Genomic DNA, 13236 nt, shown 5'->3' with positions numbered 1-13236 from the left:
CGGCCCCCGGCCCCCGGCCTACGCCCCCCGGCCCTACCGCCCCGCCCTCCGGCCTACCGCCCTACCCCGCCGCCCCCGCCCCGTACAGCGCGTGCGCGACCCGCAGCACCAGCCCGTCCCCGTACCGCGCCGCCACCACCTGGAGCCCCACCGGCAGGCCCCCCGCGTCCGGGCCGACCGGCACCGACGCGGCGGGCTGCTGCGTCAGGTTGAACGGGTACGTGAACGGCGTCCACCCGGTCCACCGCCGCGCCCCGCCCCCGGCGACGCCCCCGCCGGGCGCCTCGACGCCCGCCGCGAACGCGGTGATCGGCAGGGTGGGCGTGACCAGCACGTCGTACCGCTCGTGGAAGCGGTTCATGCGCCGCCCCAGATCGGCCCGCACCTCCGTCGCCGCGAGGAACTCCAGCGCGCTGTACCGCGCGCCCCGCGCGCAGACCTCCCGCAGCCCGGGGTCGAGCAGTTCCCGCTGCTCCCGCCCGAGCCGCTGCACGACCCGCGCGGCGCCGCTGAACCACAGGGTGTGGAACGCCTCGACGGGATCGCGGATGTCGGGATCCGTCTCCTCCACGTACGCGCCCAGCTCCGCGAGCCGCGTCACCGCCGCCCGCACCGCCGCGGCGACGTCGGGCCGCACCGCGACCTGCCCGCCGAGGGACGGCGAGTACGCGACCCGCAGGCCCCGTACGCCCGCCCCCTCGGGCCCGCCCAGCGCGTCCCGCACCGGCATCACCGCACCCGCCGCCCCCAGGTGCGTCCAGTCCCGCCAGTCCGCCCCGCTGATCACGTCGAGCAGCAGTGCCGCGTCCGCCGCGTCCCGGGCGACGGGGCCGCAGTGCGAGAGCGTGCCGAAGGGGCTCGCCGGGTACAGCGGCACCCGCCCGTAGGTGGGTTTGAGACCGAACACCCCGCAGAAGGACGCGGGGATGCGGATGGAGCCCCCGCCGTCCGTGCCCAGCGACAGCGGCCCCGCGCCGAGCGCCACCGCCGCCGCGCTCCCGCCGCTCGATCCGCCCGCCGTGCGCGCGGGGTCGTGCGGATTGCGGGTGATCCCGAAGGCGGGCGAGTCGGTGACCCCCTTCCAGCCGAACTCGGGGGTCGTCGTCTTCCCGACGAGCACCGCGCCGTGCTCCCTGAGCTTGGCCACGGACGGCGCGTCCTCGTCCCAGGGCCCCTCGTTCCGCACGGTCAGCGAGCCGCGCAGCGTCGGCGTGCCCCGGGTGAGCAGCAGGTCCTTGACGGTGACCGGCACCCCGTCGAGCAGGCCGGCCGGTTCCCCGGCGCGCCAGCGGGCCGTCGACTCCCGGGCCGCCGCGAGCGCCCCCGCCTCGTCGAACTCCTCCTGCCGTACGAACGGGTTGAACAGCGGCTGCACTTCCTTCGCCCGCGCCAGCACCGCGCGGACCGCCTCGACGGGGGAGAAGTCCCCCTTCTCGTAACCGGTCAGGAGTTGACGTGCTGTCAGTTCGCTTAACTCGGTCGCGTCAGTCATGCCCAGTGACGTACCCACGTTCCCCGTCGACCACGTTCGGCGGAGGCTTCCGCTCGAAGACGTCGGGGGCCGCGCCCGCGATCCACCGTTCGGCGACCGCCGTGACCGGCGCGACCGGCGTGGACTCCACGAAGCGGGCCGACCTGCGGGGAATAAGCGGAGTGACCCTCCTGTTAGCCCTTCGGCAGACGTACGAGCACGCTCAGGAGGGCCCCCGGTGGACGCGGACGACATTCGAGGCACGGCGAACGGCGACGCACAGGTACCCCTGTCGGTGCTCGATCTGGTGACCGTGGGACAGGGCCGCACCGCGACCCAGGCCCTGGCCACCAGTGTGGAGATCGCGAAGCTCGCCGAGCGGCGCGGCTACCACCGCCACTGGGTGGCCGAGCACCACTCGATGCCGGGCGTCGCCTCCTCGTCCCCCGCCGTGATCCTGGCCCACCTCGCCGCCCACACCGAGCGCATCAGGCTCGGCTCGGGCGGTGTGATGCTGCCCAACCACGCTCCCTTGGTCATCGCCGAACAGTTCGGCACGCTGGAGGCGCTGGCCCCGGGCCGCGTCGACCTGGGCCTGGGCCGCGCGCCCGGCACGGACGGCGCCACGGCGGCCGCGCTGCGCCGCACGGACCGGCTGAACGAAGGGGCAGTGGGGTCTCCCCTGCTCGAGCGAAGCCGAGAGCTTGGGGATGACTTCCCCGAACAGCTGGCCGAACTGACCCGGTTCCTGGACGACGACTTCCCCGACGGGCACCCGTACGCCCGCATCCACGCCGTGCCGGGACCGGTGCAGGGCCCTTCGGGCCGCCCGCCGGTCTGGCTGCTCGGCTCGTCCGGCTTCAGCGCCCGGCTCGCGGGCGTCCTCGGACTGCCGTTCGCCTTCGCGCACCACTTCTCGGCGCAGAACACGATCCCCGCGCTCGACCTGTACCGCGCGTCGTTCCGCCCGTCCGCGGTGCTGGACGCCCCGTACGCCCTGATCGGCGTGGGCGCCCTCGCGGCCGACGACCCGAAGGAGGCGTACCGCCAGGTACTCACCGGCGCGCTGTCCATGGTCCGGCTGCGCACCGGGCGGCCCGGCCTGATCCCCACGCCGGAGGAGGCGGCGGCGTACGAGTTCAGCGCCGCGGAACGCGATTTCGTGGACGGCTGGCTGAGCAACGTCGTGCACGGCACCGGGGACGAGGTCCGCGCAGGCCTGGACGACCTCCAGAAGCGCACGGGCGCCGACGAGCTGATGATCACGGCCAACGCGCACGGCGGGGACGCGCGGCTGCGTTCGTACGAGCTGATCGCGGACGCGTACGGGCTGCCGGGCTGACGGCCCGGGTGACCGGGGCCCCGGTTCAGCCCCCGACCGTCGCGTCGCCGCTGATCATCGCGGCGATGCGGGACGGCTCGACCGCCCGCGAGTACAGCCAGCCCTGCCCGGTGTCGCAGCCGATGCGGCGCAGCCGCTGCGCCTGGCCCGAGGTCTCCACGCACTCCGCGGTGACGGTCAGGCCGAGCCGGTGCGCGAGGTCGACCATCGCTTCGACGATCGTCTCGTCGGCCGGGTTGGGGTGCGCCCCGTCGTCGTACCTGAAGCCCTTCACGAACGACCCGTCCAGCTTCAGTACGGAGACGGGGAGCCGCGACAGGTAGGCGAGGTTGGAGTACCCCGTCCCGAAGTCGTCGATCGCGATCCGCACGCCCATGTCGCTGAGCGCCTGGAGCGCCTGGAGCGGGCGGCCGGCCGAGCCCATCACCGCGGACTCGGTCAGCTCCAGCTGGAGCAGGTGCGGCGCCAGCCCCGTCTCCGCGAGGATCTCCGCGACGTCCGCCACCAGGTCGGAGTCCCAGACCTGGCGCACCGCCACGTTGACGCTGACGAAGATCGGCCTGACCCCCGGGTGGTCCTTCTGCCACTGCCTGGCCTGCTCGCACGCGGTCCGCAGCACCCACCGGCCGAGCCGGACGATCGAGCCGTCCTCCTCGGCGATCGCGATGAACCGATTCGGCGACAACTGCCCGAACTGCGGGTGGTTCCAGCGCGCCAGCGCCTCCACGCCCCGCACCGTCCCGTCGTCCATCCCGACCAGCGGCTGGTACTCCAGGGCGAACTCGCCGCGCTCCACGGCCTCGCGCAGCGTGGAGGACAGGGCCTGGCGGGTCATGCGGTGGGCGTTGCGCTCCGGGTCGAAGAGCGTCCAGCGGGCCTTGCCGTCCTCCTTCGCCCAGTACAGCGTGGTGTCGGCGGCCTGCATCAGGCCCGTCGGGCTGTTGCCCGCGGCGGCCCGCTCCACCACGCCGATCGAGGCGGAGACCGAGATCCGCTGGCCCGCCAGGTCGAAGGGCGCCTGGAGCGCGGAGAGCACCGCGCGCGCCAGGTCGGCCAGCTGTTCCGTGCCGGTCGAGTCCTCGACCAGGATCGCGAACTCGTCGCCGCCGAGCCGCGCCACGAGGTGCCCGCCGCTGCGCGCGTACCCGGTCTGGTCGGCGCAGGCGGTCAGCCGGGAGGCGACGGCGGCGAGCAGCCGGTCGCCGAAGCGGTGGCCGAGCGTGTCGTTGACGGCCTTGAAGCCGTCGAGGTCCAGGTAGCAGAGCCCGATCCGGCCCGTGGTGGAGCCGTCGTCGTACGACTGGGCCTCCAGCGCCTGGGAGAGCCGCTCGAAGAAGAGCGTGCGGTTGGGCAGCCGGGTCACCGGGTCGTGCATCTGGAGGTGGCGCAGCCTGGCCTGGAGCTCGCGGCGGTCGCTGATGTCGTTGATGGACAGCAGGACGTGGGAGCTGTCGGGCAGCGGCGCGACGATGACCTCGGCCCACAGGGAGCGGCCGTCGGGGTGCTTGAGGCGGCGGGTGCAGCGGAAGCGGTTGCGGTTGCCGCGCAGCACGTCGCGGTACGCGTTCCAGGTGCGGCCGTCGGACGCCAGGTCGAAGAGGTCGGCCGCGGCCTGGTCGTAGAGGTCGGCGGGGTCGGCGCCCACGAGGCTGCCGAGCACGTCGTTCGCCGCGATCACGACGCCGTCGCGGTCGACCACCGCCATGGCGAGGTGGGCGGCGTTGAAGGCGGCGCGGTAGTCGCGCAGTTCTGATGCGGTGCGCCCGACCGTGTGCTGACGCTCCGTGACCGGTGGCCGGACGAGACCGTCGGATGTTCCGCTCACCGCTCGCTCCCGCAGTGCAGTTCGGGGGACTGCCGCCGGGGCGGAATCCACGCAGGAAAGTGTGCCGATCATAGAGGCTGGCGCAACGGCACAGCTAGCTTCGCCACAGTGATCATGCGCACCTGGTGGACGTTGCTGTTCGCGACTGATCGTTTCTGCGCGGGTCTTGTCCGGCGCGGGTTCCGGGTGATCACTTGTGACTTTCTGTGATGTTTCTGGTGCGTGTGGGCCTCACCCGACTGGGGCAGCGGAACAGGGCGTACCGCGCGAAATCGTCACAGGGTGGGTGGGATGTCCCGCTTTCCGCACCCGGAGGTCGACGTGCCGCGTCAGCAGACACCCGAGGGAGTGGGGCGGCCGAGCCTGCGCGCGGCGACGGCCGCCCTCACCTCCCTCCTGGCACTCGCCGCCACCGGCCTCGTCGCGGGCCCCGCGGTCGCGGCGCCGACCGCCGAGGGGCCCTGCGCGCTGCCCCGCACCGAGGCCCACCACTCGCTGGGCCTCGACACCTGGAACGGCGCCTACCCGCGCCCCGTGCGCGAGCTCGACGCCGTCATGGTCTTCCTCTCCTTCCCCGACTCGACCCCGCTCGTCGCGCCCGCCGAGCTCGCGGCCGACCACTTCCCGGTGACCAGCCGCTTCTTCGAGCGCGCCTCCTACGGGCGGTTCCAGCTGCGGGCGCACGCCCAGCGGCGGTGGATCGAGATGCCAGCGACCTCCACCTCGTACGCGATACGGCGGGACTGGGAGGCGGGGCGCCGCTCGGCGTACCTGCGCGACGCGGTGCGCGCCGCCGACCCGAGCGTGGACTTCTCCCGGTACGACATCGTCTACCTGGTCGCGGACCCGGACGCGCCCGGCGTCGACTCGGACGCCACGAAGGTCGTCAACTTCGACGAGCCGCTGCGCGCGGACGGCACGGACATCCGGCGCATCGTCACGGTCTTCGAGCGGCACCCGCCCGACGACAACGTCCTCGCGCACGAGACCGGCCACGTCTTCGACCTGCCCGACCTGTACCACCGCCCGGCGGACGGCAAGGGCGACTGGGACACCTACGTCGGCGACTGGGACGTCATGGGCAGCCAGTTCGGCCTCGCGCCCGACCTGTTCGGCTGGCACAAGTGGAAGCTGGGCTGGCTGGAGCGGCGCCACGTGCTGTGCCTGCCCGCCCGCGCGGCGACCCGCTTCACCCTGGAACCGCTGAGCGCGGGTCCGGCGGGTCCGGCGGGGACGGGTGCGGTGAACGCCGGGGCGGAGGCGGGCTCCGGGAGGTCCGGGGCGGGTGCTGGTGCCGGTATCGGTGCCGGTGCGGGGACGCGGCTCGCGGTCGTCCGTACGGGTGAGGACTCCGCGCTCGCCATCGAGGCGCGCGGCTCGGCGGGCAACGACCGGGGCGCCTGTACGGAGGGCGTGCTGATCTACCGCGTGAGCAGCAGGGCCGCGTCCGGCGGGGGGCCCGTCGAGGTGGTGGACGCCCATCCGGGTACGGAGGCGTGCTGGGACCGGTCGGTGTACCCGCCGCTCGCGGACGCGCCGCTGGGCGTCGGCGAGACGTTCACGGTGCCGGGCGAGTCGGGGGAGCGGATCAGGGTCGAGGTCGCGGACCGGGCGCCGTCGGGGGCGTGGACGGTGAAGGTCACGACGGTCTGACGCCCTGCGGGCCCTGCGCGGGCGGCTCCCGGGCGGCTCGTGGATGTCCGGGGATACGAAGAAGCCCCCGGAGCTTTCGCTCCGGGGGCTTCTTCCGTCTGTGCGCCGCCAGGGACTCGAACCCCGGACCCGCTGATTAAGAGTCAGCTGCTCTAACCAACTGAGCTAGCGGCGCCTGCTGACGTCGTAGACATTAGCACCCTGATCGGCGGGAGGAAAAATCGATATGCGCAAGGGCGCCTCCGAAGGGGTGTCCGCCGGGCGCCGGGGGAGCGGTGCGGGCCGCGCGGACGCAGGCCCACAGCAGGACCTCGGGTCCGGGGAGCCACGGCTGCCTGCTGTCGGGCGCCACCATCCAGCGGGGGCCCATCGAGCCGTCCTCGCAGCTCAGCGCCGGTACGGTCACGGCGTCCCCGGCGCCGTGGCAGAGCGGCAGCGGCAGGGTGCCGCCCGCGGCCCCGGCCTCCCAGGCGAGCAGCGAGGGCAGCCGGTGGGCGGTGCCGGGGGAGGCGAAGAGCAGCATCCTGCCGCGGTGCGTGGCGACCGGGCCCGAGCCGGGGCCGCTGGCCCAGAGCAGGTCGAGCATGCGGCGCCCGAAGACGGCGGGCACGTTCACCACGTCGAAGGCGGTGCCGCAGGGCAGCACGCCGGGCGCGGTCGGCCGGCCCTCCCAGAGGGCGAGGGTGCTGCGCGGGTGCGTCGCGGCGGACGCGAGCCACCAGGCCCCCGCGACGGTGATCTGCGAGGCGCTGTGGCCCGCGTCCTCCCGGAGGGCGGCGAACACGCCGCGGCGCCCCGTCCCCTTGTCTGCTTCGTCGTCCGGCTCGGCGGTCAGGGCCGGGGGGAACTCGTCTCGCAGCCAGGTACTCATGCAGCCAGATGTACCGGCAGTGAGGGTTCCGTTTCGGAGGGTTGCCGGAAACCGGGACAGGGTGGGGCGCGGCGGGGTATCTTTCGGCCCCGGCATATGCCAGGCGGGTGGCTGGTTGCCCGGAGCGCGGAAAAGGCACTCGTACGAGCGAAACCGGAAGCTCCCGTTCGAGCCCCCGGAGGGTCCCGCTCTCCCGTCGGCTATCTCTCCGTCTCGGGCTCGCCGTCGCGCAGCAGGTCGCGGCCGAAGTCGACCATCTTCCTGGCGTAGTCCTCGGTCCAGTCCGCGCGCTCGGCGATCGCCGCGGTCGTCAGCCGGTCGAACCGGCGCGGGTCCGCGAGCTGGGCGGCCGCGACCGCCTGGAACTCCGTCGCCCGGTCGGCCGCCGCGCGGAACGCGAGGGTCAGCTCGGTGGAGCGCGCGAGCAGCTCGGCCGGGTCCTCGATCGACTCCAGGTCGAAGAAGTGCTCGGGGTCGGAGGTGGCTTCCGAAGGTTCGAAGAGGAGCGGTGCGGGGCGCAGCCGCTGCCGTTCGGTCCGTTCGGGCTCGGCCATGTCGGTGTCCCTCCCTGGGGGTGGTGCGGCTCTGTGGAGACGCGAAGACCACCGTCCATTGTCCAATGCCCCGCAAGACCCTCCGGGGGGCGGTGGGGAGAGGGGCGGCGGGCCCGCTCGGGGCGGGGCGGGTACGCCCGGCGCGTGCCCGATCGGTCGCGCAGTTCCCCGCGCCCCTGGGAGGTCCGTCCGAACGGGGCCGTTCAGTACAGGCGCCCCGTCAGGGGCGCGGGGAACTGCGCGAACAGCCGTCCACCGGCCTACGGGCGGTAGCGGACCCGGTGTTCCGCCAAGTGCGCCAGCACCGCGTGGTTCGCCTCCCACCCGTCGGGGAACTTCACCGTCACCCCCAGCTGCACCGGCTCCGTCGACGGATGCTCGTCCAGCAGCTCCGCCACCCCCTCCCGGCACACCACCACGCACGCGTGCCGGTGCCGCGAGGCCAGTACGCACAGCCGCCCCGTCTCCAGGTGGAACGCCGTCGCGTCGGGCCGCCCCGACAGCGGGTGCAGGACCACCGTCACGTCGAACTCCCGGCCCTGGAGCCGGTTCGCCGTGTCCACCGCGACCCCGCTCACGCCCAGCTCGGCGAGCGCGGCCCGCACGGCCGCGGCCTGGTCGCGGTGCGCCGTGCCGACCGCGATCCGGTCGGCGGTCAGCGGTGCCGGGGCGTCCGAGCGCTCGGACAGCGCGGCCCCGCCCCGGTCGAGGCACCTGCGGACGACCTGCGCCACCGCCCGTACCGCCTCGGGATCCGTGCGCGGAGTGTGCCGCGCGGGCAGCTCAAGCAGGGCCCACCCCGACGCCGCCGCCTCGTCCAGCGCGCGGTCCGGCGCCGAACCGTCCGACGGGACGCCGAAGGACAGCGACCGGTCGCCGTGGTCCGTACCGCTGCGGAAGGGCGTGTACGGGTAGAACGCGTCCGACACCAGCGGCGCCGCCGACGCGGGCAGCCGCCAGGAGACCGGCAGCCGGTGCTGCGGCAGCTCCGGATTGTGCGCGAGCAGAGTGGAGACCGCGCTCGCCGAAGGGTCGTACGACAGCCCGGCCCACTGCTCGGCGCCCACGATCGAGAACGGGTCGAGCTGCCCCGGGTCGCCCACGAACAGCGCCCGCTCGAAGAGGCTCGCCACGGTGAGCAGCGCGTCCGAGCGCATCTGGTACGCCTCGTCCACGATCGCGTGCCGCCACGGCTCCACGTTCTTCACGTGCGCCCACTTCGCGGCCGTGGAGATCACCACGTCCAGCCCCGCCAGGTCCGCGGCCTTCGCCGACTTCCGCACGTGCGCCAGCTCGTCCAGCGCCTTGTCGTACGGATCGGCGTCGCTGCTGTGCAGCCGGCCGACCGGCAGGTCGGGTGCCTTCTCGGCGAGCCGCAGCACCAGGTCGTCGACCTGCGCGTTGGTCTGCGCCACCACCATCAGCGGGCGCCCCGCCCGCGCCAGCTCCAGCGCGGCGCGCACCACCAGCGTGGACTTGCCCGCGCCCGGCGGGGAGTCCACGACGACGCCGCGCGCGTCCGCGCCCAGCGTGTCGGCGAGGATCGCGTCCGTGGCGCGCGCCGCCGCGGCGCCCGGGTCGAAGCCGGTCACAGGATGTCCTCCGCCGTCACGGGGTCGGGGTCCTCGGCGCCCGCCGACGGCGGGCCGCCGTGGGTCCACGGGGTGTCCTCGGGGTCGGGCAGGGCCGGGCCGCCGCGCTGCTCGTGCTCGAAGAGCGTCCAGACGACCCGCTCGCCCTTCTCCGGCAGCGAGCCATCCGCGGGCTCCTTGCCCCGGCCCATCCCGTTGAGGACCCGCAGCACCAGCACCGCGCCCTCCCCGTCGCCCGCGTCCTCCCGGCGCACGAACTCCGCCGCCTGGCCCTTGCCGCCCGCCGAGCGGTACACCTTCACGCCCGCCGTTGCCGACTGCGGCTCGTCGTCCGTGCGCACGGTCACCAGCGGGCGCGGGGAGGGGCGCTTCGACTCGGAGTACGCCATCGTCACGTCCAGCACCTCGGAGGCGAACGCCTCGCCCGCCAGCCGTCGGCCCGCCATCACGAGCGGGTCGTCCAGCGCCTCCTGGACCTCCAGCCGGGCCTGCGCCGTCTCGCGGGACGCCAGCTTGGACGCGGCGGTCACCGCGTCGTCGACGCGCGGCTGCGGCGGCTCGCCCGCCCGCGCCCTGTCGCGGTGCGCGGTGTACGACCAGCGGTCGCGCGTCCACCGGTCGGCGACCCTGGCCCCCTCGGGCAGCGCCCGCACCAGGTCCAGCGCCCGCCACACCGCGTCCCAGGTGGGCCGCAGCACCGTCGTCAGCAGCGCCCTGATCTCCTGCTCGGCGGCCGACAGCGCGGCCAGGTGCGCATCGGCCGTCAGGCCGTCCTCGGCCGCCGCGAGCGCGGTGCGCGCCCGGTCGTAGCGGTCGATGGCGGGCGCCAGCAGCCGGTTGTCGAACGCCGGGTCGGTCGCGGGCCCCGCGGGCGGGTGCGTCAGCTGGCCCGCCGCGTCCCGCTCCAGCTCGGCCCGGAGCGCCGCGGCCGCGCCCGACTCGCCCTCCGGCGGGTCGATCCAGCCGAGCAGCGCGCCCAGCTGCTGGTCCTCCAGGTGGGACTGGCCCGTCGCCCAGTGCCGGGACAGCAGCTCCGTCGCGGACAGCAGCAGCGAGGAGCCCGGGACCCTGGCCCGCTCGCCGTACTGGGTCAGCCAGCGGCCCAGCAGCGGCACGCGCGGCGGCGCGGGGTACGGGGCGTCCGGATCGTCGGCGGCGGTGCGCCGGAACCGCGTCGACCGGCCCAGGAGCCGTACGTACTCCACGCCCGCCCGGCTCGGCACGACCAGCTGCGGGGCGTCCGCGCACAGCTCGACCTCGACCTTGACCTTCTTGCCGGTCTCCGGGTCGGTCTCGTTGCGCTCGGCGGCCTCCACGCCGTCCGCGAACCCCTCCACGTACGGCAGGACCGCGTCGGCCAGCTCGGCGAGGAACGCGAACCGCAGGTCGCGGTCGCGCGGCTGGGCCACGGCCAGCAGCCGGGGCGCGTCCCGGTCCGTGCCGACCAGCGCGCCCAGCGGGGCGCCCGCCTCGCCCGCGGTGGTGAGCGGCACGAACACCAGGGGCCGCTCGGCGAGGTGCCGGTGGCGCACCGTCGCGAGCGGCCGCGCCCGTCCGTCGCGCACCGCCTCCAGGCGCGCGAGGGTGCCGATCAACGACATCCCGCACCCCCGTCCCGCGCCGCTCCGCCCACGGCCCCGTCCCGGGCCCCGTCCCAGCTCCCGGACACCGCCCCGCCCTCGTGCTCCGCCCCGTCCTCGTACAGCGTCCCCGCCAGTGCCCCGCTCCCGTGCCGCTCGTCCGCCTCGCGCAGCGCGTCCGCCCGCAGCCGCGCCGCCCTGCGCAGCGCCACCACCGCCGGGTCGGTGCTCTCACCGCTCTCGCCGCTCGCGGCGCGCAGGACCGCGTCGACCGTCGTCACCCCGCCCAGCTCACCGCGCAGGCCCCGGCCCAGCGCCTCGACCGCGCCCGCCTCCCGGGCCCGCGCCCGGCAGTGGAAGGCCAGCTCGCAGGCGGCCAGGCAGTCCGGCGCGTAGGACGCGCCGACCGCGTCGACGGCCTCCCGCAGTTCCTCGGCGGGCAGGCCGGGGTCGAAGCAGGTGCCATCGGGCAGCGCGGCCGCGATGTCCTCGACGCGGGTCAGCCTGGCGAGCTGGCGCCTGGTCACGGACCGCTGCTTGCGCACGTCGACCAGGGCGGCCGTCGCGGTGTTGGAGAAGTCCTTCGGGCAGACCAGCAGCACCGAGTGGGCGACCTCCGCGCCCTCGGTGACGCCCGCGATCCGCTCCAGCGCCAGGACGTACACCGCGGACTGCCGGGCCGCCGCGCCGACCTTCGCCGCGTCCGCCGAGCCGTCCAGCATCGGGAACGACTTGATCTCCACGACCGTCCACCGCCCGTCGGGGCGCACCACCACGGCGTCCGGCTCCAGATAGGCCGGTGACCCGGCCACGTCCAGCGCGAGCAGCGGGTGGTCGAGCAGCGCCCAGCCGCCGGACGCGGTCGCCTCGCGCAGGGCGAGCGCGGTGCGGGCCGCCCTGCCCTCGGGTCCCGCCGCCGCCAGGTCGGGCAGCGCGACGGCGTCCCTGGCGGGCTGCTCCGCGCCCGTCCGCTCGGCGAACAGGCGCAGCAGTTCCGTGCCGCCGTCGGCCTTGACCGCGGCCTCGAAGGCGTGGCCCCGCATGAACGCGAACTGCGACTGGCCGTACCCCGAAGAGGAACCGAGCGAGACGGCCAGGGCCGCCTTGTCGACCCCGGCGCCGTCGAGCAGGGCGCGTCTGCGGCAGCCGGGGTTGGCGGCGAGGGCGGCCAGCGCCCTGGCGTCCAGGGCCTTGGGTGCGACCGAGGGGCCGCGCAGCTCAGCGAGCCGCTGCCGAAGCGCCGTCGGTCGTGCCTGGTCCGCCCGCCGCGACGCCGGCCGTTCCTGCGGCACCGGCTGCGTCCGCAGCGTCGACGGGGTCTGCGGAGGAGGTCCGCTGGCCGGGGATTCGCTCACCCGCGGAAGTCTCGCATCCGGGACTGACAATCGGGGCCCCGGTGGCCGCCGTGGCCGGTGCGACCCGGGTGCGCACCCGGTCGAAGAGGCGCATCGCGGGCCTGGCGAGCAGCAGCCCGACACCCATCACGAAGGCGCCCGCCACCGCGTCCAGGAAGTAGTGGTTCGCCGTGCCCATCACCACGATCGTGGTGAGCAGCGGGTAGAACACGCCGAGCGCCTTCATCAGCGGCGTGCGCCCGTGGCGCCAGAGCATCACGCCGCACCACAGCGCCCAGCCGACGTGCAGGCTCGGCATCGCCGCGTACTGGTTGGTCATGCCGCCCATGCCGCGCGGGGCGCTCGCCTCGCCGCCCCACCAGCCGTACGAGCTGTACTGCGCCATCGTGTCGACGAAGCCGTGGCTCGCGTCGAGCAGGCGCGGCGGGCAGGTCGGCATCAGCGTGAAGCCGACCAGGCCGAGCAGGGTGGAGAGCATCAGCCAGGTGCGGGCCGCGCGGTACTCCAGGGGGCGCCGCCTGAACAGCCAGACCAGGATGACCGGGGTCACCAGGTAGTGCAGCGACGCGTACACGAAGTCGGCGGGTATGCCGATCGCGGGGACGTCAGTGAACAGCCGGTTCAGCGGGTGCTCGGCGTTCAGGAAGAGCGCCTTCTCGACGCGCAGGATCGCCAGGCCGTGGTCGACGGCCGTCTGCACGTTGCCGCGCGCGAGCAGCCGCCCGCCGGAATACGCGGCGTACACCACGACGATCAGCAGCAGCTCGGACCACCAGCGGGGTCGCTGGCGCAGCGCGCTCTGCTGCGCGGTGGCGGCGGTGTACGGCATCCGTGCGCTCTCCATCGTCTCTTGGTGCGGCCGACGGCCACGATTCAACCGTACGGTGTACGTGGCCGGGTCCGTTTGCCGGGGCTTGATCGAAAGTGCCGCGCGAACCGCACGGAGCACGCGGGGAGGGGGACGCTCCCGCTCCCCCCGTAGGTTGCCTCTCG

General features: G+C 74.8%; 9 protein-coding genes, 1 tRNA gene and 1 pseudogene. 2 read left to right on the top strand and 9 right to left on the bottom strand.

Annotated features, from left to right (window positions below; translation table 11 throughout):
• Nucleotides 1-61 precede the first annotated feature (61 nt).
• Nucleotides 62-1492, bottom strand: coding sequence for an amidase (locus ACIBNE_RS20420; RefSeq protein ID WP_399273438.1), 1431 nt, complete (start codon nucleotides 1490-1492; stop codon nucleotides 62-64).
• A gap of 217 nt (nucleotides 1493-1709) precedes the next feature.
• Here ACIBNE_RS20420 and ACIBNE_RS20415 point away from each other — a divergent pair, with 217 nt between their 5' ends.
• Entirely contained in the window at nucleotides 1710-2813 is a 1104-nt protein-coding gene (locus tag ACIBNE_RS20415; protein ID WP_399273436.1) for an LLM class flavin-dependent oxidoreductase, read from the top strand.
• Between the two features lie 25 nt (nucleotides 2814-2838).
• Here the strand turns inward: ACIBNE_RS20415 and ACIBNE_RS20410 are convergent, their stop codons facing one another.
• Complete coding sequence (locus ACIBNE_RS20410; RefSeq protein ID WP_399273434.1) at nucleotides 2839-4638, bottom strand: putative bifunctional diguanylate cyclase/phosphodiesterase; 1800 nt, start codon at nucleotides 4636-4638, stop codon at nucleotides 2839-2841.
• A gap of 291 nt (nucleotides 4639-4929) precedes the next feature.
• On the opposite strand from ACIBNE_RS20410, the gene ACIBNE_RS20405 reads away from it, so the two are divergent.
• Nucleotides 4930-6291 carry a M6 family metalloprotease domain-containing protein gene (locus ACIBNE_RS20405; RefSeq protein WP_399273432.1) on the top strand — a complete coding sequence of 454 codons (1362 nt, stop codon included), beginning with the start codon at nucleotides 4930-4932 and terminating at the stop codon, nucleotides 6289-6291.
• A gap of 101 nt (nucleotides 6292-6392) precedes the next feature.
• On the opposite strand, the gene ACIBNE_RS20400 is transcribed toward ACIBNE_RS20405, so the two are convergent.
• The 7 genes and pseudogenes from ACIBNE_RS20400 to ACIBNE_RS20370 all read right to left on the bottom strand — a co-directional run bounded on the left by ACIBNE_RS20400 (nucleotide 6393) and on the right by ACIBNE_RS20370 (nucleotide 13087).
• Nucleotides 6393-6466, bottom strand: a tRNA-Lys gene (locus tag ACIBNE_RS20400).
• A pseudogene (locus tag ACIBNE_RS20395) lies at nucleotides 6457-7162 on the bottom strand (hypothetical protein). The gene ACIBNE_RS20400 and the pseudogene ACIBNE_RS20395 overlap by 10 nt, the downstream one beginning before the upstream one ends.
• Before the next feature lie 200 nt (nucleotides 7163-7362).
• The gene (locus ACIBNE_RS20390; protein WP_399273430.1) at nucleotides 7363-7716 is read right to left on the bottom strand and encodes a hypothetical protein; all 354 of its coding nucleotides are present in this window, start codon (nucleotides 7714-7716) and stop codon (nucleotides 7363-7365) included.
• A gap of 260 nt (nucleotides 7717-7976) precedes the next feature.
• Nucleotides 7977-9308, bottom strand: a complete 1332-nt coding sequence (locus ACIBNE_RS20385; protein ID WP_399273428.1) for an AAA family ATPase — start codon at nucleotides 9306-9308, stop codon at nucleotides 7977-7979.
• Nucleotides 9305-10909: a hypothetical protein gene (locus ACIBNE_RS20380; protein ID WP_399273425.1), complete on the bottom strand. Its 1605-nt coding sequence runs from the start codon at nucleotides 10907-10909 to the stop codon at nucleotides 9305-9307. The genes ACIBNE_RS20385 and ACIBNE_RS20380 overlap by 4 nt, the downstream gene beginning before the upstream one ends.
• The gene (locus ACIBNE_RS20375) at nucleotides 10900-12195 is read right to left on the bottom strand and encodes a hypothetical protein (RefSeq protein WP_399274240.1); all 1296 of its coding nucleotides are present in this window, start codon (nucleotides 12193-12195) and stop codon (nucleotides 10900-10902) included. Before ACIBNE_RS20375 ends, ACIBNE_RS20380 begins: the two co-directional genes overlap by 10 nt.
• The gene (locus tag ACIBNE_RS20370) at nucleotides 12107-13087 is read right to left on the bottom strand and encodes a phosphatase PAP2 family protein (RefSeq protein ID WP_399273423.1); all 981 of its coding nucleotides are present in this window, start codon (nucleotides 13085-13087) and stop codon (nucleotides 12107-12109) included. The genes ACIBNE_RS20375 and ACIBNE_RS20370 overlap by 89 nt, the downstream gene beginning before the upstream one ends.
• Nucleotides 13088-13236: the final 149 nt, after the last annotated feature.

The sequence above is a fragment of the Streptomyces sp. NPDC050504 genome, assembly GCF_044458065.1.
Lineage (GTDB): Bacteria > Actinomycetota > Actinomycetes > Streptomycetales > Streptomycetaceae > Streptomyces.
The sequence above is the reverse complement of the archived record's forward strand: the minus strand, read 5'-3'. Positions and strand labels throughout refer to the sequence as shown.

Excerpts from the sequence above, each read along its gene's own strand:
- ACIBNE_RS20405 (WP_399273432.1), top strand. The coding sequence starts at position 4,930 with ATGTCCCGCTTTCCGCACCCGGAGGTCGACGTGCCGCGTCAGCAGACA.
- ACIBNE_RS20380 (WP_399273425.1), bottom strand. The coding sequence starts at position 10,909 with ATGTCGTTGATCGGCACCCTCGCGCGCCTGGAGGCGGTGCGCGACGGA.
- ACIBNE_RS20420 (WP_399273438.1), bottom strand. The coding sequence starts at position 1,492 with ATGACTGACGCGACCGAGTTAAGCGAACTGACAGCACGTCAACTCCTG.
- ACIBNE_RS20390 (WP_399273430.1), bottom strand. The coding sequence starts at position 7,716 with ATGGCCGAGCCCGAACGGACCGAACGGCAGCGGCTGCGCCCCGCACCG.
- ACIBNE_RS20370 (WP_399273423.1), bottom strand. The coding sequence starts at position 13,087 with ATGGAGAGCGCACGGATGCCGTACACCGCCGCCACCGCGCAGCAGAGC.